Origin of the sequence: Paramicrobacterium fandaimingii (assembly GCF_011751745.2) — a bacterium.
Classification (GTDB): Bacteria; Actinomycetota; Actinomycetes; order Actinomycetales; family Microbacteriaceae; genus Paramicrobacterium; species Paramicrobacterium fandaimingii.
Window position 1 is genome coordinate 197,798 of the sequence record NZ_CP061170.1, and the last position, 20,261, is coordinate 218,058.

The following is a 20,261-nucleotide window of genomic DNA, read 5'->3' on the forward strand; positions in this document are numbered from 1 at the left end:
TGTCATGCCACACCTGCGTTCACGAACAGTCACCAACGGACGAAACATGGCCGGAGCCCGCGCGCTGCTGCGCGCCGCCGGCGTGAAGGGAAGCGATTTCGGCAAGCCGATCATCGCCGTCGCAAACAGCTTCACCGAGTTCGTTCCCGGGCACACGCACCTGCAGCCCGTCGGGCGCATTGTCTCCGAGGCGATCAACGCAGCGGGCGGCATCGCGCGCGAGTTCAACAGCATCGCCGTCGACGATGGCATCGCCATGGGGCACTCCGGCATGCTCTACTCTCTGCCGAGCCGCGACCTCATCGCCGACTCCGTCGAGTACATGGTGAACGCGCATTGCGCAGACGCCCTCGTCTGCATCTCGAACTGCGACAAGATCACCCCGGGCATGCTGATGGCCGCGCTGCGCCTCAACATTCCGACTGTCTTCGTCTCGGGCGGCCCCATGGAGTCGGGCCGGGCGACGCTCGTCGACGGCTCGGTGCGCTCGCTCGACCTCGTCGATGCGATTTCGGATGCCGTCAACGAGAACATCTCGGATGCCGACATGCTGCGCATCGAAGAGAGCGCGTGCCCCACGTGCGGCTCATGCTCGGGCATGTTCACGGCGAACTCCATGAATTGCCTCACCGAGGCAATGGGGCTCTCGCTTCCGGGCAACGGCTCGGTGCTCGCGACACACACGGCGCGAAAGGCGCTCTACGAGAACGCCGGGAAGACCGTCGTCGACATCGCAACGCGGTACTACGACGGCGACGATTCATCCGTGCTGCCGCGCGAGATCGCCACACCCGCGGCATTCGAGAACGCCATGTCGCTCGACATCGCGATGGGTGGCTCGACAAACACGATCCTGCACCTGCTCGCGGCGGCGCACGAGGCAGGCGTCGAGTTCGGGCTCGACGAGATCGATGCCGTCTCGCGCCGGGTGCCGTGCCTGGCGAAGGTGGCACCCAACGTGGCGAACGGGCGAACGTACTACATGGAAGACGTGCACCGCGCCGGCGGCATCCCTGCGCTTCTCGGCGAGCTGCGCCGCGGCGGGTTGCTGAACGAGAACGTACACAGCGTGCATTCGCCCTCGCTTGCCGAGTGGCTCGCGAGCTGGGATGTGCGCGGTGGCGCAGCAACCGACGAGGCGACCGACCTCTGGTTCGCTGCGCCAGGGGGCAAGCGCTCGTCGACGGCATTCAGCCAGTCAGAGCGCTGGGCCGATCTCGACATGGATGCTGCCGAGGGCTGCATCCACGACATCGAGCACGCATATTCGGTCGACGGCGGCCTCGCCGTGCTGCGCGGCAACCTCGCCGTCGACGGTGCCGTCGTGAAGACCGCGGGCGTCGACGAGTCGATCTGGACATTCTCCGGCCCGGCCGTCGTGTGTGAGTCGCAAGATGAGGCCGTGCAGAAGATCCTCGCGAAAGAGGTGGGTGAGGGCGACGTCGTCGTCATCCGCTACGAGGGCCCCAAGGGCGGACCCGGCATGCAGGAGATGCTGTACCCCACGTCGTTCCTCAAAGGCCGTGGCCTCGGAAAGAAATGCGCGCTCATCACCGATGGACGCTTCTCGGGCGGAACCTCGGGACTGTCGATTGGGCACGTCTCGCCCGAAGCGGCATCCGGTGGTGATATCGCGCTTGTGGAGGACGGCGACATCATCTCGATCGACATTCCGAGTCGCGCGATGTCGCTCGACGTGCCTGCAGATGTGCTCGCCGAGCGTCGCCGTGCGCTGCTCGCCTCTGGCGGGTTCACGCCGCGCGACCGCGAGCGCGTCGTGTCGCCCGCGCTGCGTGCCTACGCCGCAATGGCACTGTCTGCCGACAAGGGCGCCGTGCGCGACGTCGACAAGGTCGAGCGCGCGCTTCGATTGATGGAAGCACAGGATGCTCTCGGAGCTGAGTCGGCCGTCAGCCAAACCGTTTAGCGGGTCGGCCGCAGATTTCGCATTGCCCAGTCGCCGAGCGAATCGATTGTCGGCACGATTTCGGCGCCCGCCGCTGTGAGCCCGTAGCTGACCGATATGGGTGGCCCATTCGAGACATCGCGGCTTACGAGCCCAGCCTCGACGAGCTCGGTCAGGCGATCCGAAAGCACGGTGTCACTGATGCCGCTGACAGCCTTGCGCAGCCCGACGAACGATGCTTCGCCTTGGCCGAGCACAGCGAGGATCATGCCGTTCCACCGTTTTCCCAACACCGAGAAGGCAAGTGTGATCGCAGCGTCACACATGCGTGTTTCGGACTCGCGATCGACCATGGCATCAATCATACGTGCTACTGTTTTCCGAGTCACTTTGTTTTTCTTAGTCAAATGGATTTGGAGCACGTTAATGTCACTGTTTCGCCTCGACGCCAGCATTATGCCGGCCGCATCCCAGAGCCGCGCCCTGGCCGATTTGGTTGAAGCGGAGTGGTCTGCGGAACACCCCGACTCTGTCGTCACCCGTCGTGATATTGGAAGCAATCCGCTCCCGTCCACGCTCTGGCGTGACGTTGTCACCAGCGGCTTTGTCGCCGAGGGCGAGCGCAGCCCGGCTCAGCTCGACGCTCGGGCACAGGCCACCGAAATCGCCGACGAACTGATCAACGCCGACGCCCTTCTGCTGGCGGTGCCGCTCTACAACTGGGGAGTCGCCGCTCACGTGAAGAGCTGGTACGACGTCGCGTACGCGGACCCACGCATCGCCGAAGGCGCGCTGAAGGGCAAGCCTGCCGTGCTCACGACGGTGCTCGGCGGTAATTACAACCCCGGCACTCCTAAGGAGGGGTGGGACCATTCAACTCCGTGGCTTGAGCGCGTGCTCGGCGAAGTCTGGGGCACCGATCTGCTCGTTGTGCAGCGCCCGTTCACGCTCGTTGGAGTCAATCCTGCGATGGACCAGTTCGCCGAGCAGGCCGCGGAGATCAAGGCCGGCGCCGAGCAGCTCGCAATCGAGTACGGGCGCGCCATTGCCGCGAAGCGGAACGTGCTGGTCGGCTGACACCAAAGACAGACGACCCCGCCTGCCACTCCCGGACGACGTCCGGCCAGCGGCAGGTGGGGTCGTTTTCTGGCTTTCTAGCGGGGCCATCCCAGGGCCGCGAACCGATCGCCGATGAGGCGGTGCGTCGCGGCATCCGGGTGCAGATTATCGGGGAGTGGATGCTCGTCAGAGTCTGACGGCCCGTACAGGTCGAGACCGTCGAGGTACCGCAGATTCGGATCGTCGACCGATCGCTCGGCGACGATCGAGGCGAGCGTTTCGCGCATCACCGTGAGTGTGAGCTTGCCCGCCGCAACCTCTGCCGGATCACCGAAGGCACGAAACTGCATCTCGCCGCGCGCAAGCGCTTCGAGGTCGAAACCGCCCGGGCCGGGCGTGCTCTCGTGAATCGGGGCGAGCACAGGAGACACGACGAGCAGCGGCGTCTCGGGGTGGCCATCGCGAATCGTGTCGAGATACCCGTGCACGGCTGTTCGGAAGGCGCGCAGCCGCATGAGGTCGGCGTTCGCGATGTTGATGCCGAGCTTCACGCTGATGAGGTCTGCGGGAGTGTCCCTGATGACTCGGGCAATGAACGGATCAAGCAGGGCGCTGCCGCCGAGGCCGAGATTCACAAGGTTGAGGTCGAGGGCGTTTGCTGCGATAACCGGCCAGATTCCCGTTGGATGCGTTGCATTCGACCCGTGGCTGATCGAGCTGCCGTGATGCAGCCAGACGAGGCGCTCGTCAGTCACGGCGCGCACGGGCGCGTTCGTGAGCAGGGCGACGAGATCGACCGTCTCGTTGTGCGGAAGCCAGATCTCCACGCGCTTCTCACCTGGCTCAAGGCTCTCGAAGACGATGCGATCTGGCTCCTTCGCGTCAAGGCTGCGCTCGCCCGTCTGCATGTCGATCATGATGAGGGTTGCCGATTCGAGCGAGGCGCTCGCCACGAGGGCGCCGTCGATTGTGAGATCGAAGATGCCGCGTGGGCGCGCGGGTGCGCCACGGTAGCCGAATCTGACGGCGCTGGCTTCGAGTGCGATGCTCGTCGCCGTGGTGTCGAACACCAGCCGCACGCCAGAAGGCTGCGCTTCGACCATGTCGAGCTGGGGGTCTGCTGCTTGACGACGCGCCCACTCGGGGAGGCGGTGCGGTCGCAGCCCGTGTGCGCCCGGCTCGAGCGCGTGTGCGCCGTGCACAAGCGGCGCGGTGATCGGTGTGGTGATCGGTGTGGTGATGATGTCTGCTGTTGTCATGCTGGACTTTCGATGATTGAGGTGTGTGACGGTTCCGGCCAGTGTCGTAGCATGGCGTCGAGCGCGTCGATGGCGCGATGCCAGCTGCTCTCGCTGTCGGGAGAGCTGTGGCTGAACGAGCCGCTCTGCTCAAGCGAGATGAAGCCGTGAAATGTGGCGCCCAGCACGCGGGTGGCGTGCGGCCGCTCGGAGGCGGGTAGGTCGTACTCGCGCAGCACGGCGCTGGCCAGGTCGGTATTTCGTGGCCCTCCGCTTGCCGCCGCTGTCGCGTGATCAAGCGGAATGCGCGTCGCGGCGTAACGGCCCGGATGCGCTCGCGCATAGTCGCGATAGGCGTTGCCGAGTGCCCCGAGCGCGTTCTTTCCCGCGCGTCCGGCCAGCGCTTCTGCGCCGTGGTCGGCCAGTTCATCGAGAGAGCGGAGAGCCATGCGCGTCTTCAGATCGTCGAGGTCGCGAACGTGGGCGTAGAGGCTCGCGGTCTTGACCCCCACGTGCTGCGCGAGGCGCGTCATGGTGACGCCGGTCAGTCCCGCCGCATCCGCCAGTTCGAGGCCAGCGTCGACGACCCTCTCGGGAGTCAGCCCAATGCGCATGACGCAACCTTCTCTCAGTTGGCAATTGCCTAATAGTATTAGGGTAGCACTTAATTACCATGGCGCGGGCCGAAACTGTCAGCCGCTCATCCCATACTTGAAGCATGTGGCGGCCCTGGCGAATAGTGACGATGGTGCTTGGGGCGACAATCGGCGGAGCCGTAGCGGCGGGGCTCTACGTGCTTGTCGGCACGCTCATCGAGAGCGCACTTCTGCACTCGGAGCTTGTGCTGGGCATCGCCGTGATCTACGGAGTGATCGGCTCAGTTGCCGGAGCGGTAATCGGGCTTGTTTCCGGCGTCGCGGCCGCTGTCGTTGTTGCTTCGCTTCGCCGATCGAGTCGCTCGCGGGCGCGAATATGGTGGGCGACGCTCGCCGCCGTTGTTGCGGGCTCGAGCGTTCTCGCGTGGATGTTCGCCGCCCTGAGTTCGATCGAGCACAACCTCGCGCTGATCGGTGCGGGCACGATTCTCATCACTCTGCTCGCGTCGATCGGGCTGACCCTGTGTGAGCGCAGGCAGCGTGCCCGAATCGCGCAGTCCCGTGCGCGCGTCACGCGAGCGCGTGCGCGCCAGAAAGCCGCTCGAGCTGTTCCCACACGCGTGCGCTGAGGTCGCCGTCTGGGCGAGCCGTGCGCGGCAACGGCTCGATGGCGATGGGAAGCCCGCGGAGGCCCTCGCGCGGCCCGTAGTATTCCCCACTCGCCGCAGAGGGGTCGGTGAGCGCGCGCACGGCAGACCACGCCGCTGAATCTTTGCCTTGCGCCCACGGGGTGTAGGGGTTGCGCTGGTAGTGCGTCGTCTCATCTCGGATGCCGGCCCGCCGCGGCGTCTTTGCATCGACGCCGACCCCGGGGTGGGTCACGAGAGACGCGACGGGCAGCTCAGCCGCACGCAGTCGGCGGTCGAGCTCGAACGCGAAGATCTCCGTCACCGTTTTTGCCTGCGTATACGCGGCGATCGATGGCCAGGGCGTGCGCGTGATGTCGTCGACGGCCATGCGAAAGCGACGCACAAACCCAGTGGAGGTGTGCACGATGCGAGTCTCGCTCCCCTCCGATCCGCCGACGAGCGTGGGCAGAAGGTGCGCGACGAGGGAGAAGTTTCCGATGGCGTGGCTTGCCATCATCACCGGAAGCCCATCGACTGTTGTGGCGCCTCGCGTCGCCGTCATCACGCCGGCATTAAGCAGGATGCCGTCGAGGTGAGGCCCCGCGGCGAGTGTTTCGCCTGCGCGCGCGACGGAGTCCAGCGACGTCATGTCGATGACGACCGAGCTCAGCGAGGCTCCGGGCACGTGCGAGCGAAGAGTGGCCTGAGCAACATTGAGCTTGGCTGCGGAACGCGAGGCGAGCACAACCGACGCCCCCGCGCGGGCGAGCTGCTCAGCCGCGAAATAGCCGATGCCGGCTGTCGCGCCGGTGACGGCGATGGTGCGACCGGTCTGGTCGGGAATGCGCTCGGGGTTCCAGATCATGAGGTCTCCTAACGAAGCGGATGAAGTATCCATTTAACGTAGCACGATCCGGATACACTATCCGTTTACGTTATGATTGCGTCATGTCCGCTCTCAGATCCGATGCCGCCCGCAGCAGGTCGCGCATTCTCGAGGCGGCCAGGCATGAAGACCCCGACGATCTGCGCTTCAACCACATTGCGCGAGAAGCGGGTGTCGGGGTCGGCACCGTCTACCGACATTTCCCGAACGCGCACGCTCTCAAAGAGGCGCTCACCGCAGAGACCCTCGCCGAGATGGTGCAGGTCAGCCAGAAGGCGTCAAGCGAACCGGATGCCGCGACGGCGCTGCGAGCGTTCGTAGGCACTGCACTTGCGCTGCAGCTTGAGAACGGCGGCCTGCAGGCGGTGCTGCTCTCGCCAGATGACGAGTCAGAATCGGTGCGCGCGATGAAGAGTGAGATCTTCTCTACATTCACGGAGGTGCTCGAGCGAGCGAGTCAGAGCGGAGCTATTCGGCCCGACGTCACAGTTGAACAGCTGGAGCATCTCATCTGTGGTGTCGAGCATGCGACGCGTCTGGGCTCCCCCGAGCATCGCTACCTCTTTCTCGACGTGCTCATGGCGGGGTTGCGCGCCTAACCTCGAACCCTCCGTCAGGCGCGCCACGATCGCTACGCGATGCGGCTGCCCTTCGCAAGACGCTTCGCCGGAGTGCGCGTGCGCACGCATGCCCACCAGAGAGCGCCGGCAGCGAGCAGAATATGGATGCCGAGGCCGACGAACCAGCTTGGAACAGCGGCGTCGTGCGCCTCTTGCGGTGTCGGCCGGTCGGTGAGGTACGACATTCCCGGCTCACCGCCGTTGCAGTGGTCCACGACGCGCTCGAGTTCCGGAGGCGTTTGCAGCGAGCGAACACCGCTCGACAGCGTGCCGAACAGGTTTGTGGGGTACCCGTGCGAGTCAAAGCCACCTGGCGCGGCATCGGCGATCACCACATACGGGTTCGCGGCGAGAATGCCCCAGTACAGGTCAAAGCGCGGCTGCTGAAACGTGCGCATCTCGGGGTCGAGGCACACGGGGTCGACGGGTTCGCCCGTGGCATCGTCGTACTCGTCGGCCTCGAAGCCGATGTAGGTTTCGGTCACCGTCGACGTCGTCACGCTGCCGAGCAGCCCGAAGGCGATGAGCGTTCCGACGCTGAGCGCGGCGACAACCAGATAGCTCAGCACAATGGAGAACAGCGGCCGCGTCACCAGGGCAGAGAGCGCGACGCCGAATGCGGCGAAGACGCCGAGCTCTGCGGCCAGCACGAGCACCGAACCGGCGATGGTCACCGCGCTGAGGTTGCCGAGCAGCAGCGCAATCAGAATGAAGGGAACGCTCGCCACGAGAAACGCGAGCGAGCTGATCCACGCGGCGACGAACTTGCCGAGCACGATCTGCGGTGTGGTCACGAGGGTGACCTGGGTGGTGGCCAGCGTGCCGGCATCCCTCTCGCCGTTCACGGCATTGCCGCTGAAGGCGGGGGTCGCGAGCGTGCCGAGCAGCAGCACGAAATAGAGAATGAGCGAGAACAGCCACCCGCCCGCGCCGGAGTCACCGGGCGCAGTATCGCCGAAGTCGTTTCCCCACGTGCTTGTTGTGAGCCACAGCAACAGCGTGACGATGGCCACGAGTGCGACAAAGATGCCGACGAGGATGTACCAGGCGACCCCGCGCACGCGCTGGCGCAGTTCGAGACCGATGATCAGGCCGAGCCCGCGGAAGAACGTCATTGTGCTCCTCCGTTCAGAGCGGTTTTCGGATGCTGGTCGGCCGCGGCATTCTGCGTGAGGTCGAGGAACGTATGCTCGAATTCGCCAACGGCGGGCGAGAACGATGTGACGGCGACGCCGGCGGTGACGAGGGCGCCGAGGAGCTGCGCAGCATCGGCTTCGCCCGTGACGCTCACGAGAACCCCGCGGTTGTCTGCGGCGATGTTCTCTGGCGCTACGCCGATTCCGGTCAGCGCACTCCGCAGCGATGCGCCGTCGAGCGAACGAATGCGCCACTGGCGGGTTGACGTCGCCGCGCGAGTGAGCGCGTCGCTCGACGCCGTGACGCCGCCGGACATGTATACCGCGGCATCCGAAATCTCTTCGAGTTCTGCGAGTTCGTGGCTTGAGATGAGCACGGTCGCGCCGTCGTCGGCCAGGTGGCGTAGCAGCGAGCGCAGCTCCGCTCGCGCGGCGGGGTCGAGGCCAGACGCCGGCTCATCGAGCAGCAGCACGCGGGGCTCGTGAATGAGAGCGCGAGCGAGGCTGAGGCGCTGCTTCTGACCGCGTGAGAGCACCCGGGCTGGCTGATCGGCGAGTGGAGTGAGCCCGACGGAATCGAGCAGTTCGGTGGCCCGACTGGCCGCTGCCTGCGCGTCGAGGTTGTACATGCGCCCGATCATCTTCAGTGCGGTGCGCGGGCTCAGCGACGACCACGTGCCGAGGCTGTCGGGCATCCAGCCGATCACGGAGCGAACGGCGGCAGGGTCTGCGCTCGGGTTGATTCCTGCGATCCGGATGCTGCCGGCATCGGGCTGCAGCAGGGTGGCCAGCATGAGCAGCAACGTCGTCTTTCCCGCCCCGTTGGGGCCGACGAGTCCGGTGATGCTGCCCTGCGGCACTGTGAAGCTCGCCTGGCTCACGGCGTGGACGCTGCCGAACGATCGTGCGATGGCATCCACGACGATTCCTGCGTCCGATGCGTCGGTGACGGTGTCTGCCACGGCGCTTCCTTCCCTGGTGCGAAAGGTCAGCGTATCGCGATGTGGACGGTCTTGGCAGCCGACGTACGCCCATTCGGCTTACTCCCAGATGGCCTCATCCGGGTCGATGCCGTTTGCGCGGGCATTGGCGTCGATGACGTCGCGTAGCCACAGAGCCAAACCCGGCGCCACGGTGTCGAAGTGTGCGCGAAAATCGGGGTCGTCCGCGTAACGGCGCCCGATGCAGACGTGCATGGAGACCGTGCAGTCGAAGTAGCGGCTCATCGATTTTCTGTGGGCTTCGGCGAGTTCGTTTGCCTCGATGCTTCCCGGCCGAACTCCGCGTTCGAGAGCGCGAGCCAGCGTGGCCTCAAGGTCGCGAACGTCATCGGCGATCTCTTCCCAGTCGTGCGTGCTGCGCGAGGCGGCTCGCTCGGCATACTGCGCCCATTGAGCGGTGTCGCCCCATTTCTGGCGCGCCTGCGTCGCCCACTCAGGGTTCCACGTGTCTCCGAAGATGCGCATCTGCTCGTCTGCCGAGAGGGTGATCCCCGAGTCGACCGCAGTGATCATGCGCTCGAGCGCTGTGCGCATGCCGTGCAGCTCGCCGATGCGCTCCTCGAGCTTCTTATGCTGAGCCCGCAGCGCGCTCGCCGTCAGCTCGGCGTCTGAGTCGAGCACATCGCGGATGCGCTCAAGCGGGAGTCCCAGTGCACGGTAGATCAACACGCGGTGCACGCGAGCGATGTCACTGGGGGAGTAGAGCCGGTATCCCGCACCGCTGCGCGTGCTCGGTGCCACCAGACCGATGCCGTCCCAGTGGTGCAATGTGCGCACTGTCACGCCCGTTCGGTGTGCGACGGCGCCGACGGTGAGTCCGTCAGGCGAGACGGCCTCACCGTGGGCACCGCCTCCTTCGCGGGTGGCGGCGGCGTGGTCGCGGAAGTGTGAGCTCACGGCATCCAGTCTCACTCCTTATCTGTCGCGTCGGGAACCAGGTATCCCTCGTTCCTGAGAGTGTCGGCCTCGTCGCTTGACGGGTCGACCCCGCGTGCTGCCGAGAAGATCACGCGCGTGTTCTCTGGTGTGCGCACCTCCAGGTCGATCGTGGGCCACGGCATGGCGCGTGGGCCGGTCGTGCAGCCGGGCGAGAGCTTCTCGCATGCCTGTGCGATGCCATCGATCTCGCTCAGCACGCACGAGAAGCTCACGGTCATCGCCTGTGTTTGGGCAGCTGGATCGCCAGCGACGAGGAGGGCGTCTTGGAATGCCCAGCGGCGCATGTGCGAGAGCTGGCCAGGTACGGAGAACAGGTCGATGAACCCGAGTCCCTGGGTCCAGAAATCGACGGATGCCGCCAGGTCGGCGGTCGGAATCGTCACGAACATTGGCATGCCGTAGATGCCGCGGTATACCTCGGGAGGAGTCGCGTTTGGCCCGGGCGGCGGAACGGGGCTCATCTCGAAGGCACTGTAGAACGGAGCAGAACCGGTGCCTGCGTTGTCAATGTCGTTGGTCATGAAGACCATCATGAACCCTGACGCTTCGTGAGGGTCAAGCTGTGCCTTTCGCCATGAGGATTTCTGGCCATTCAACGCACGAAGAATCGGTTGGGTCTACGGAAGCTGCTCGTATAAAGCTTCGTAAGAGTGGGAAGTTATCAGCCGGTGAACTGCCAATCTTTCGAAAGCGGCGGCAGGTTGTTTACGACCAAAAAACGAGAAATATCTTCACAAAAGACTAGAACAAAGTTTCGATACTTGGTATAGTTGGGGCATGGGAAACGAGGATGCCGCACCGGAGGGCCAGCAGCCCGACGACACTCCTCTTTTTCACGCGAGAGGACGCTCAGCGGGGGCTGACCGCATGAGCCTGGCGAGTCTTGCACTCGACGAAGTCGCGCGCATTGATCGCGAGATCGCGCGGGCACAGGAGCGCCGTACGGCAGTGTTGCACGGTGCGCGAAAGCTCGCAGAGTCGGCGGCCGATTTCGTCGTTCTCGACTCGCACGCGACGTCGCCTGCTCGAGTCGACGAGCTCGGCTTCCGCGCTTTCGTCGCCGAGGCAGCGGTCATGCTGCGCATTCCCGAGTCGACAATGCGCACTCAGATCGAAGAGGCGACGACGTTGCAGCGCGACCTTCCGCAAACGCGGGCGGCGCTTGCTTCCGGCGACATCTCGCATCAGCACGTGCGTCGAATCATCGACCAGTCGTGGTCGCTGCCGCGCGACGCGGCAGCGGGTTTCGAAGCAGCAGTTGTGCCTCTGGCGCACACGCAAACACCTGCGCAGTTCTCCCGGACCGCGCGCGTCACGCGCGAGAAAATGCATCCCGAGTCGATTGTGGTTCGCCGTAAGAGGGCAGAAGAGGGTCGGTGCGTCAGCTTTCAGCCGCTGCACGACGGCATGGCGTCGATCGAACTCGTTCACACAGCCGACGTCGCGACGGCCATCTACAACGCCACAATGGAAACGGCGCGAGGGCTTCAGTCGGCCGGCGAAACGCGCTCTTTGCCCCAGATCGCGGCAGATGTGTTCGCCGACGCTACGGTGTCGGGCTACCTCGACCCACGGGAGGGCGCCGATACTCCGCCACTCCCCAGTGCAGTCCGGGACGACGATGTCGATGACCGTGTCGAGTCCAGCACAGCCGCTCGGCACATCGACGTTCGTCGTTCGCGTGACACGTATCACTACGCGCGGCCGCCTCGGCGGCGAAGCGAAATTTCAGCGTGGCTCCGTCAGCACGAGAAGCGCGAACGAAGGCAACGCCGCGCGGAGGGCCTGCCGGTTTCCCGGCTCTTCCCAGATGAGGGTGTAGGTCGGCCGGGAGCGTCGGTCCGCAGATAGACGTCGAGGTCTCCCGACGACGGAGGTTCCTACGCCATCCGTCCGAAAGACCTCGACGTGACCGACGCTACCCCGCCGGCCGGCTTCGGCCGCCCTGACCTGACCGCCTTCGCGTCTCATCCCAGTCGACCCTGATCGAGTCTGCTGACCCCCTCGACGAGAACGCAGCGACATCACAGCCACCCAACCCCGACCGTCCGGGAAGCCGGGACACGTCACATGACCTGTGCTGCGGGCGTGTCGAGTGGGTCGTCCAGGGGCGACGCAGGAGCGTCGACGCGACGTGCTGAGAGGTGGTTCCAGTCGAGCGCTAGGACACCGGCTACAGGCATGGCGATAGGTCAGGAACGGCGTCGCTCCATGCGCAGGAGGGAGCGCAGAGTCTCGGCGTTCGCGTAGCCGACCCGTAGCGCGATCTCGGCGGAGGTGAAGTCCGTGGTTGCTGAGAGGTGCCGAGCTCGTTCGATGCGAAGCCGTTGGACGAAGCCGAGCGGAGTGAGGTTGAGCGCCGCACGGACTCGTCGTTCGAGGGTGCGCCGGCTGGTGCCGAGCGACTGCGCGACGAAGGCGACGTTGAACGGTTCGTCCAGGCGGGCGCGCACGAAGCGTTCGAACTCGACGACGATCGGGTCCTCGTGCCGGAGATGTTCGTAGGCGACGAAGGCCGCCTGCGACGGACGCTCGTCGATGATGAGGAGCTTGGCGACATGTTGGGCCAGGTCGGGGCTGATCGATCGCACGAGTGAGAGCGCGAGGTCGATGTGGGCGAACGCGGCGCCGGCGGTGACGAGGTTCCCGTCGACCACGACCATGGTGTCGAGATCGAGGGCGACGGTCGGATAGCGTTTCCGGAACTCCGGCCCCAGGAACCAGCTGGTCGTCGCCCTCCGATGATGCATCCGTCCGGTCTCGGCGACAGCGAACACGCCGGTGCACGCCGCGGCGATCCGGGTGGTCGCCTCGTCGAGGCGCCCGAGCGAGGCGATGACCGAACGAGCATCTCGGCTCTGGAGGGCGTCGTTGGTAGCGGCGGCCGTAAGGGTTCCAAGCGCAGGGACGACGACCACGTCGAACTCTCCGGACTCCGACAGCGGGTGGTCCACCGACAGGGTCATCGATGCCGTCGTGGTCACTCGCCGTTTCGGTCCGAGGATGGCGAGTTCGATCGGGTCGATCCGCGGGTCGACATCGCCGCGGGCTCCGTCGGCCACCCGCACGATGTCGATGATCGACGCGATAGCCGAACCGAAGCAGCCGTCGATCGCGATCAGTCCGATACGCATGACGTAAACAATAGCAATACTGCCGTATACGCCACTCCCCACCGGCCCTCGCTCGTCATACGCTGAACTCGTCCCACGAAGAACCCCGACGTCAAGGAGAGTCCCTCATGTCCACACCCGCATCACTTCCGTATGCCTTCGTCGCCAAGATCGTCGCGGCCGATGGACAGCACGACGCGGTCGCCGATCTGCTCGCCGGCGCTGTCGCACTCGCCAACGAAGAAGTAGGAACGATTGTCTGGTTCGCGGTCAGGACCCACGCCGACACCTTCTGGATCTTCGATGCATTCCCCGACGAAGCCGCTCGCGACGCCCACGCCAACGGCGCCATCGTCGCAGCCCTGATGGCCAACCAGCACCTCCTCGGCGCAGCACCCGAGATCCTGGCGGCCGACGTCCTCGCGTCCAAGCTCCCGTAGTCCGCCAACGCACGAGACGATCGCGCCCCGCCGAGCCGTCGCCAGGTCGCGACGCAACGCCACGCTGCGTTGCCGAGCGGTGCGAGGCCTATCGGCACACGGACAGGATGCCGGCCGCGAGCGCTCAGCCGGCGAGGGGTCCGTCGCAGAGGAGAGCGACGTCGGTGTCGGGCAGAGCCGTGAGGCCAGCGCATCGCGCGACCACCAGAACGGTTCGCCGGAGCCGCCTGTCGGAATCGAACGGACGACCTAATCGCGTCGGCTTTGCGTCTATCGCTTGATGCGCCCACTGGGCGAACGAGCCGCTGACCTGCGCAAACGCCGAGCGTGGAGGACGCCGCCATCCGGTGGTGACCGACGACGACCGACCAGTACCGACCGTTTCACCGGAGCTTGCGGCGGCGTCGAAGCCGAGCAAGCTCCATTCTTTTAGCTCACCGCGCCCTCCTCCTCGCCGGCCCCGTCGTCGGCGAAGACGTTTCAGGGGTCTTCTCAGATGACGGTGTAGGTCGGCCGGGAGCGTCGGTCCGCAGATAGACGTCGAGGTCTCCCGACGACGGAGGTTCCTACGCCATCCGTCCGAAAGACCTCGACGTGACCGACGCTACCCCGCCGGCCGGCTTCGGCCGCCCTGACCTGACCGCCTTCGCTCGACTCGACGGCCTCGGTCTGAGCGTGACCGGACAACGACTTGAACCGGATCGTGCGGTCCTCGCGTGCCGCGTGGTGGAACCAGATCAGTGGTGCCGACGGTGCGGCAGCGAAGGCGCTGCTCGTGACACCGTGATCCGGCGGTTGGCCCACGAGCCGCTGGGCTGGCGACCGACCGTGCTGGAAGTTGTAGTGCGCCGCTACCGCTGTGCCGACTGCGGACACGTGTGGCGCCAAGACACCAGCGCCGCGGCGGAGCCACGCGCGAAGCTCTCGCGCACCGGGCTGCGGTGGGCGCTGGAAGGGATCGTGGTCGCACACCTCACCGTCGCACGTGTCGCCGAGGGACTCGGGGTCGCGTGGGACACCGCCAACAACGCGGTCCTGGCTGAAGGCAAGCGGCTGCTGATCAACGACCCCACGCGGTTCGAGGGCGTGAAGGTCATTGGCGTCGATGAGCACGTCTGGCGCCACACCAGGCGTGGCGACAAGTACGTCACCGTGATCATCGACCTCACCCCGGTCCGCGATGGCGCCGGCCCAGCAAGGCTGCTGGACATGGTCGAGGGCCGGTCGAAGGCGGCGTTCAAGACCTGGCTCGCCGACCGCGACGACGCCTTCCGTGACGCGGTCGAGGTGGTCGCGATGGACGGCTTCACCGGGTTCAAGACCGCCGCTGCAGAGGAGATCCCGGACGCGGTCACGGTGATGGATCCCTTCCACGTCGTGCGCCTGGCCGGTGACGCCCTCGACAGGTGCCGGCGCCGGGTCCAACTCGCGACCCACGGGCACCGTGGGTTCAGGGACGACCCGCTCTACAAGTCGCGGCGCACGCTGCACACCGGCGCGGACCTGCTCACCGACAAGCAGAGCGACAGGCTACGCGCGCTGTTCGTTGATGACGCTCACGTCGAGGTCGAGGCGACCTGGGGTGTCTACCAGCGCATGATCGCCGCCTATCGCCACGAGGACCGGCAACGTGGCCGCGAGCTCATGGAGAAGCTGATCACCGACCTCAGCGCCGGCGTCCCCAAGGTGCTCACCGAGCTCACCACCCTGGGCCGGACCCTGAAGAAGCGAGCCGCTGACGTGCTCGCCTACTTCGAACGACCCGGCACCAGCAACGGGCCGACCGAGGCGCTCAACGGACGGCTCGAACACCTGCGCGGCTCCGCACTCGGGTTCCGCAACCTGACCAACTACATCGCCCGAAGCCTGCTCGAGACCGGCGGCTTCAGACCCCAACTCCTACACCCCCGATTGGGATGAGCCCGCAAACATCACACGCTCAAACACGAGACGCTGTGGAGTGCCGAGCAAGATGCCGAAGGTCGCGTCACGTGGACCAGCCCGATGGGTCACACCTACGAGACTGAGCCTGATGTTGCGATGTCATCGCGAACTTGTGCTGAAGGCGGCACGATCTTGGCTGCACCGCCGGAAACATACGGTGACGATCCTCCCTTCTGACGGCACGTGTGACGATGGACGAGGCCAGAAGCGTCCGCAACCGCTCGTGAGAGTGAACCGTGAGCGCCAACCATGAGAGTAAGCACAGCCGGGGAGAGAATGCCATGCCGTCAGCCGTCACCCTGATTCACACTGACCGACTCTCATCCACTGCTGAATACGCCTATGCGGCCACAGCGCCGGCCGACGCGCGACTGATCTTTCTCGCCGGGGCTTGCCCGCTGAACCTCGACGGCACCACGGCAGGGATCGGTGACTACGCGGCACAGGCGGCGGTGTGCATCGAGAATCTCGAGATCGCGCTCGCTGAATCCGGCTCGACACTTACCGATGTGATCAGCACGCGCGTGCTCGTCGCCTCGACACAGCAGTCCGACCTCGTCGCCGCGTGGGAGGTCGTACGAGATACGTTCGGGGAACACGCCGTGCCGAGCACGCTCATGGGCGTGACAGTTCTCGGTTACGACGCTCAGCTTGTCGAGATCGAAGCAGTCGCTGCCGTGCGTGACTAACCTACGGGCACCGCTATCAAGCGACAGGCTCCGACTCGGGTGACTCCATTCGGCCACCGAGAATTGCTCAGATATCCCCCTTAAGGCGGATAGAAAATCTCGCGCGACGTGAGTTAGGCTCATACGCTCGCCAAATTTCACCAGGCGAGAATCACGACGTCAGGACGAAACTCTCGTGGCCCTCCTCCGCCTTTCACTTCATTATGCCCGGCCGTATTGGCCGTGGATTGTCGCCGTCGTCATTCTGCAGCTCGCGTCGACGATCGCCACGCTGTTCCTGCCAAGCCTCAACGCTCGCATCATCGATGAGGGCATCGCCAAGGGCGACACCGAGTTCATCTGGAACACCGGAATCGTCATGCTCATCGTCTGCTTCGCGCAGATCATCGCCGCCATCAGCGCGATCTACTGCGGTGCACGCGTGGCCATGGCGGTCGGCCGCGATCTTCGCCGAGCTATCTACAGCAAGGTCGATAAGCTCACAGCCCTCGAGGTCGGACGGTTCGGCACTGCGACATTGATCACCCGCAATACGAACGATGTGCAGCAGGTGCAGATGCTCGTGCTCATGACCCTGAACTTCATGGTGATGACACCCATCATGTGCATCGGCGGCATCGTCATGGCACTGCGCGAAGACGTCGGTCTGTCATGGCTTGTCTGGGTTTCGGTGCCTCTGCTCTTCATCGTCGTCGGCTTCCTCGTGAGGCTGCTTCTGCCTCTCTTCCGAGAGATGCAGGATCGCATCGACACGATCAACGGCGTTCTGCGCGAGCAGATCGTCGGCATCAGAGTCATCCGCGCGTTCGTGCGCGAGCCCCACGAGACGGCGCGCTACCGCTCGGCGAACGAGGCGATCACACGCGTCTCAGTGCGCGTCGGCAACATCTTCGTTCTGATGTTCCCCGTCATCATGATGGTGCTCCACCTGGCAACATCCGCTGTTCTCTGGTTCGGCGGGCACCGAGTGGATGCTGGCGCGATGGAGGTCGGCTCCCTCACCGCATTTCTGCAGTACCTCCTGCAGATTCTCGTCGCCGTCATGATGGGCGTGTTCATGGTAATGATGATTCCGCGGGCAGTCGTGTGCGCTGAGCGCATCGACGACGTGCTCCGTGAGAGCGACCACGTTCCGCCCACGGTCGAGAAGGCACCGACACCCGAGACCGGCACCGTCGTGTTCGATCATGTGACGTTCGGGTACCCCGGCGCCGAGCGGCCCGTACTCGACGACGTCAGCTTCACCGCTGTGCCGGGCCGCACCACGGCGATCGTCGGCTCGACGGGTGCGGGCAAGACGACGTTGGTCAACCTCATTCCCAACCTATACGACGTGCAGTCGGGCAGGGTCACCATCGACGGCTCGTCTGTTGCCGATCTCACACGGGCACAGCGCGCAAGCGTGATCGGCCTGGTACCGCAGAAGCCTTACCTCTTCTCGGGCACGATCGGCTCCAACCTGAGATTCGGCAGACCCGGCGCCACAGATGACGAACTCTGGGATGCATTGCGCATCGCCCAGGCAGACGACTTCGTCGCCGCGAAGCCGAAGGGACTCGACGACCCCGTCTCACAGGGCGGCACGAACGTCTCGGGCGGGCAGCGCCAACGACTCTGCATCGCACGCGCTCTCGTATCTCGGCCCACGGTGTATCTGTTCGACGATTCGTTCTCAGCGCTCGACGTCTCAACCGATGCCCGGCTTCGCGAAGCGCTCGCCGAGTCGATTACGGATGCCGCCGTGATCGTCGTCGCCCAGAGGGTGTCGACGATTCGTGAGGCAGACGAGATCATCGTGCTCGACGCCGGCGTCATCGTCGGCCGGGGCACGCACGACGAGCTTCTCGTCGCAAACGAGACATACCGGGAGATCGTCGAGTCCCAGCTCAGTGTGGAAGGGGTGCGCTGATGGCCCGCCGCGACAAGAAGAACGCCGCCTCCACAGCATCCGGAATTGAACCGACAGGGTCGAGCATTGCCGAGGCGGAAGCAGCGAAAACTGACGATGCATTACTGGAGTACACCCCGACAGAGGCAGACGGCGACATGTTCGGCGACGCCCCTGCCAAGAAGGCGCAGCACTTCTGGCCTTCGGCGAAGCGTCTTGTCGGATTGCTGAAACCCGAGCGGACCGGCATGGTCCTGGTCGTGCTGCTCGTCGTCGGTTCCGTTGTGCTCACGGTGATCGCACCCAAGGTTCTGGGTGCCGCAATGGACGTGATCTTCAACGGCGTCATCGGAGCGCAGCTGCCCGAGGGTGTTCCGCTCGAGACGATTATCGATCAGGCGAAAGCAGCGGGCAATGGCGACTATGCCCAGATGCTCGCGACGGCCGATGTCGTGCCGGGGCAGGGAATCGACTTCGTCGCACTGAGCCGCCTCATCTTCATCGTGCTCGGCATGTACGTCATTGCGTCCATTCTCATGTGGGCGCAGGGCTTCATCTTGAACGCCCTCGTGATGCGCGTTGTGTTCCGAATTCGCGAAGACATCGAGGTGAAGCTCAATCGCCTGCCGCTGAGCTACTTCGACACACGCCAGCGCGGCGACCTCATGTCGCGCGTGACGAACGACGTTGACAACGTTCAGCAGGCACTTCAGCAGGCGTTCTCGCAGCTCGTGCAGTCGCTGCTCACCATCGTGGGCATCGCGGCGATGATGTTCATCGTCTCGTGGCAGCTCGCTCTGCTGGCGCTCATCGCCCTTCCGCTCTCGGCCATCATTGCCGGAGTGATCGGCGTGCGTTCGCAGAAGCTGTTCACCGCGCAGTGGAGAGAGACGGGAACACTCAACGGCCATATCGAAGAGTCGTACTCAGGGCTTGAGCTTGTGCGCGCTTTCGGTCGTGATGAAGAAATGCTGCAGGAGTTCGACGACCGCAACGAGAAGCTCTTCCGGGCATCCTTCGGCGCCCAGTTCGTCTCGGGAATGATCATGCCCGCCATGCAGTTTGTCTCGTACCTCACCTACGTACTGATCGCCGTCGCTGGTGGCCTGCGCGTCGCGTCAGGGCAGATGACGCTCGGCGATGCAACGGCATTTATTCAGTACTCGCGCGAGTTCTCGCAGCCGATCAGCGAAATGGCCGGCGTCGCCAACATGGTGCAGTCGGGCGTTGCCTCGGCCGAGCGCACGTTCGAGCTGCTCGACGCAGACGAGCAGGAGCCTGACGACGTGCGCGCCGAGCTTCCCGAAAAGACAAACGGCCATGTGGAATTCGACGGCGTCTCGTTCAGCTATGTGCCGGAGTCGTCGCTGATCGAAGACGTGTCGTTCGAGGTGCAGCCCGGTGAGACCGTCGCGATTGTCGGGCCGACCGGTGCGGGCAAGACAACGCTTGTCAACCTCGTGATGCGCTTCTATGAGATCACCGGTGGGCGCATCCTGCTCGACGGCATCGACACGCGCGAGCTTTCACGCGCCCAGCTGCGCTCGCAGGTCGGCATGGTGCTGCAGGACACCTGGCTGTTCGAGGGCAGCATCCGCGACAACATCCGGTACGGCCGTCTCGATGCGACAGACGACGAGGTTGTGGATGCCGCGACGGCGACCATGGTCGATCGCTTTGTGCGCCAGCTTCCTGACGGGTACGACACCGTGGTGGATGCCGAGGGCGGCAGCGTCTCGGCCGGCGAGCGTCAGCTGATCACGATCGCCCGCGCGTTCCTTGCCAACCCGTCGCTGCTTATTCTCGATGAGGCGACGAGTTCGGTTGACACGCGAACGGAGTTGCTCGTGCAGAAGGCCATGGCCGCGCTGCGCACCGATCGCACATCGTTCGTCATCGCGCACCGCCTGTCGACGATTCGCGATGCGCACACGATTCTCGTGATGGAGAACGGCGCGATCGTCGAGCATGGCACGCACGACGGTCTGCTGGCCAAGCGTGGGGCATACTTCGATCTCTACATGACGCAGTTCCGCGGTGAAGACCGCGAGGAGCAGTTTGAGACCGAAGAGCATCTCGAGGTGGCAGCCGAGGCACCGCTCACGCAAGAGGTTCCCGCGGTGACGGGAGCAGTGCCGACGGAGAACGACTCAAACGACTAAGGTCGGCTCAACTGG

19 protein-coding genes are annotated in these 20,261 nt (G+C 64.9%); 10 read left to right on the forward strand and 9 right to left on the reverse strand.

All coding sequences use genetic code 11. The features are described from left to right. Window positions 1-4 precede the first annotated feature (4 nt). Window positions 5-1,927: a dihydroxy-acid dehydratase gene (gene ilvD / locus HCR84_RS01005; protein WP_166982898.1), complete on the forward strand. Its 1,923-nt coding sequence runs from the start codon at window positions 5-7 to the stop codon at window positions 1,925-1,927. On the opposite strand, the gene HCR84_RS01010 is transcribed toward ilvD, so the two are convergent. After that, on the reverse strand, window positions 1,924-2,271 hold the full coding sequence (locus HCR84_RS01010) for a winged helix-turn-helix transcriptional regulator (protein WP_235940961.1): 348 nt from the start codon (window positions 2,269-2,271) through the stop codon (window positions 1,924-1,926). The two genes, ilvD and HCR84_RS01010, sit on opposite strands and share 4 nt — an antisense overlap. A 61-nt stretch (window positions 2,272-2,332) precedes the next feature. Here HCR84_RS01010 and HCR84_RS01015 point away from each other — a divergent pair, with 61 nt between their 5' ends. Then, window positions 2,333-2,983 carry an FMN-dependent NADH-azoreductase gene (locus tag HCR84_RS01015; protein WP_166982896.1) on the forward strand — a complete coding sequence of 217 codons (651 nt, stop codon included), beginning with the start codon at window positions 2,333-2,335 and terminating at the stop codon, window positions 2,981-2,983. Window positions 2,984-3,060: 77 nt separating this feature from the next. On the opposite strand, the gene HCR84_RS01020 is transcribed toward HCR84_RS01015, so the two are convergent. Then, window positions 3,061-4,224 carry an SGNH/GDSL hydrolase family protein gene (locus HCR84_RS01020; protein WP_166982895.1) on the reverse strand — a complete coding sequence of 388 codons (1,164 nt, stop codon included), beginning with the start codon at window positions 4,222-4,224 and terminating at the stop codon, window positions 3,061-3,063. Continuing rightward, window positions 4,221-4,817, reverse strand: a complete 597-nt coding sequence (locus tag HCR84_RS01025) for a TetR/AcrR family transcriptional regulator (protein WP_166982894.1) — start codon at window positions 4,815-4,817, stop codon at window positions 4,221-4,223. Before HCR84_RS01025 ends, HCR84_RS01020 begins: the two co-directional genes overlap by 4 nt. 104 nt (window positions 4,818-4,921) lie before the next feature. Between HCR84_RS01025 and HCR84_RS01030 the strand changes: the two genes are divergently transcribed. Next, window positions 4,922-5,428 carry a hypothetical protein gene (locus HCR84_RS01030; protein ID WP_166982893.1) on the forward strand — a complete coding sequence of 169 codons (507 nt, stop codon included), beginning with the start codon at window positions 4,922-4,924 and terminating at the stop codon, window positions 5,426-5,428. Here HCR84_RS01030 and HCR84_RS01035 read toward each other — a convergent pair. Next, entirely contained in the window at window positions 5,370-6,293 is a 924-nt protein-coding gene (locus HCR84_RS01035; protein ID WP_166982892.1) for an SDR family NAD(P)-dependent oxidoreductase, read from the reverse strand. The genes HCR84_RS01030 and HCR84_RS01035 overlap by 59 nt on opposite strands. Window positions 6,294-6,376: 83 nt before the next feature. Here HCR84_RS01035 and HCR84_RS01040 point away from each other — a divergent pair, with 83 nt between their 5' ends. Further along, window positions 6,377-6,913, forward strand: coding sequence for a TetR/AcrR family transcriptional regulator (locus HCR84_RS01040; RefSeq protein WP_166982891.1), 537 nt, complete (start codon window positions 6,377-6,379; stop codon window positions 6,911-6,913). Window positions 6,914-6,945: 32 nt separating this feature from the next. Here HCR84_RS01040 and HCR84_RS01045 read toward each other — a convergent pair whose 3' ends face one another. The 4 genes from HCR84_RS01045 to HCR84_RS01060 all read right to left on the reverse strand — a co-directional run bounded on the left by HCR84_RS01045 (window position 6,946) and on the right by HCR84_RS01060 (window position 10,531). After that, entirely contained in the window at window positions 6,946-8,049 is a 1,104-nt protein-coding gene (locus HCR84_RS01045; RefSeq protein WP_166982890.1) for an ABC transporter permease, read from the reverse strand. Further along, the gene (locus HCR84_RS01050; RefSeq protein WP_244972541.1) at window positions 8,046-9,032 is read right to left on the reverse strand and encodes an ABC transporter ATP-binding protein; all 987 of its coding nucleotides are present in this window, start codon (window positions 9,030-9,032) and stop codon (window positions 8,046-8,048) included. Before HCR84_RS01050 ends, HCR84_RS01045 begins: the two co-directional genes overlap by 4 nt. Before the next feature lie 78 nt (window positions 9,033-9,110). Continuing rightward, window positions 9,111-9,968, reverse strand: coding sequence for a MerR family transcriptional regulator (locus tag HCR84_RS01055; protein WP_166982889.1), 858 nt, complete (start codon window positions 9,966-9,968; stop codon window positions 9,111-9,113). Between the two features lie 11 nt (window positions 9,969-9,979). Further along, window positions 9,980-10,531, reverse strand: coding sequence for a VOC family protein (locus HCR84_RS01060; RefSeq protein WP_166982888.1), 552 nt, complete (start codon window positions 10,529-10,531; stop codon window positions 9,980-9,982). 256 nt (window positions 10,532-10,787) lie between these two features. Here HCR84_RS01060 and HCR84_RS01065 point away from each other — a divergent pair, with 256 nt between their 5' ends. Further along, a complete protein-coding gene (locus tag HCR84_RS01065; RefSeq protein ID WP_166982887.1) occupies window positions 10,788-11,861 on the forward strand; it encodes a DUF222 domain-containing protein in 1,074 nt (357 codons plus the stop codon). A 341-nt stretch (window positions 11,862-12,202) separates the two neighbouring features. Here the strand turns inward: HCR84_RS01065 and HCR84_RS01070 are convergent, their stop codons facing one another. Continuing rightward, entirely contained in the window at window positions 12,203-13,144 is a 942-nt protein-coding gene (locus HCR84_RS01070) for a GlxA family transcriptional regulator (protein ID WP_166982886.1), read from the reverse strand. 107 nt (window positions 13,145-13,251) lie between these two features. Here HCR84_RS01070 and HCR84_RS01075 point away from each other — a divergent pair, with 107 nt between their 5' ends. From HCR84_RS01075 to HCR84_RS01095, 5 genes are all read left to right on the forward strand, one after another. Then, on the forward strand, window positions 13,252-13,563 hold the full coding sequence (locus HCR84_RS01075; protein ID WP_033107114.1) for a putative quinol monooxygenase: 312 nt from the start codon (window positions 13,252-13,254) through the stop codon (window positions 13,561-13,563). Between the two features lie 594 nt (window positions 13,564-14,157). Continuing rightward, window positions 14,158-15,483 carry an ISL3-like element ISPfr2 family transposase gene (locus HCR84_RS01080; RefSeq protein ID WP_166982885.1) on the forward strand — a complete coding sequence of 442 codons (1,326 nt, stop codon included), beginning with the start codon at window positions 14,158-14,160 and terminating at the stop codon, window positions 15,481-15,483. Window positions 15,484-15,788: 305 nt separating this feature from the next. After that, the gene (locus tag HCR84_RS01085) at window positions 15,789-16,196 is read left to right on the forward strand and encodes a RidA family protein (RefSeq protein WP_166982884.1); all 408 of its coding nucleotides are present in this window, start codon (window positions 15,789-15,791) and stop codon (window positions 16,194-16,196) included. 175 nt (window positions 16,197-16,371) lie between these two features. Continuing rightward, window positions 16,372-18,105, forward strand: coding sequence for an ABC transporter ATP-binding protein (locus tag HCR84_RS01090; protein WP_166982883.1), 1,734 nt, complete (start codon window positions 16,372-16,374; stop codon window positions 18,103-18,105). After that, window positions 18,105-20,246 (forward strand): ABC transporter ATP-binding protein, encoded by a 2,142-nt coding sequence (locus HCR84_RS01095; RefSeq protein WP_166982882.1) that lies wholly within the window; start codon window positions 18,105-18,107, stop codon window positions 20,244-20,246. The genes HCR84_RS01090 and HCR84_RS01095 overlap by 1 nt, the downstream gene beginning before the upstream one ends. The last annotated feature ends 15 nt before the right edge of the window (window positions 20,247-20,261 follow it).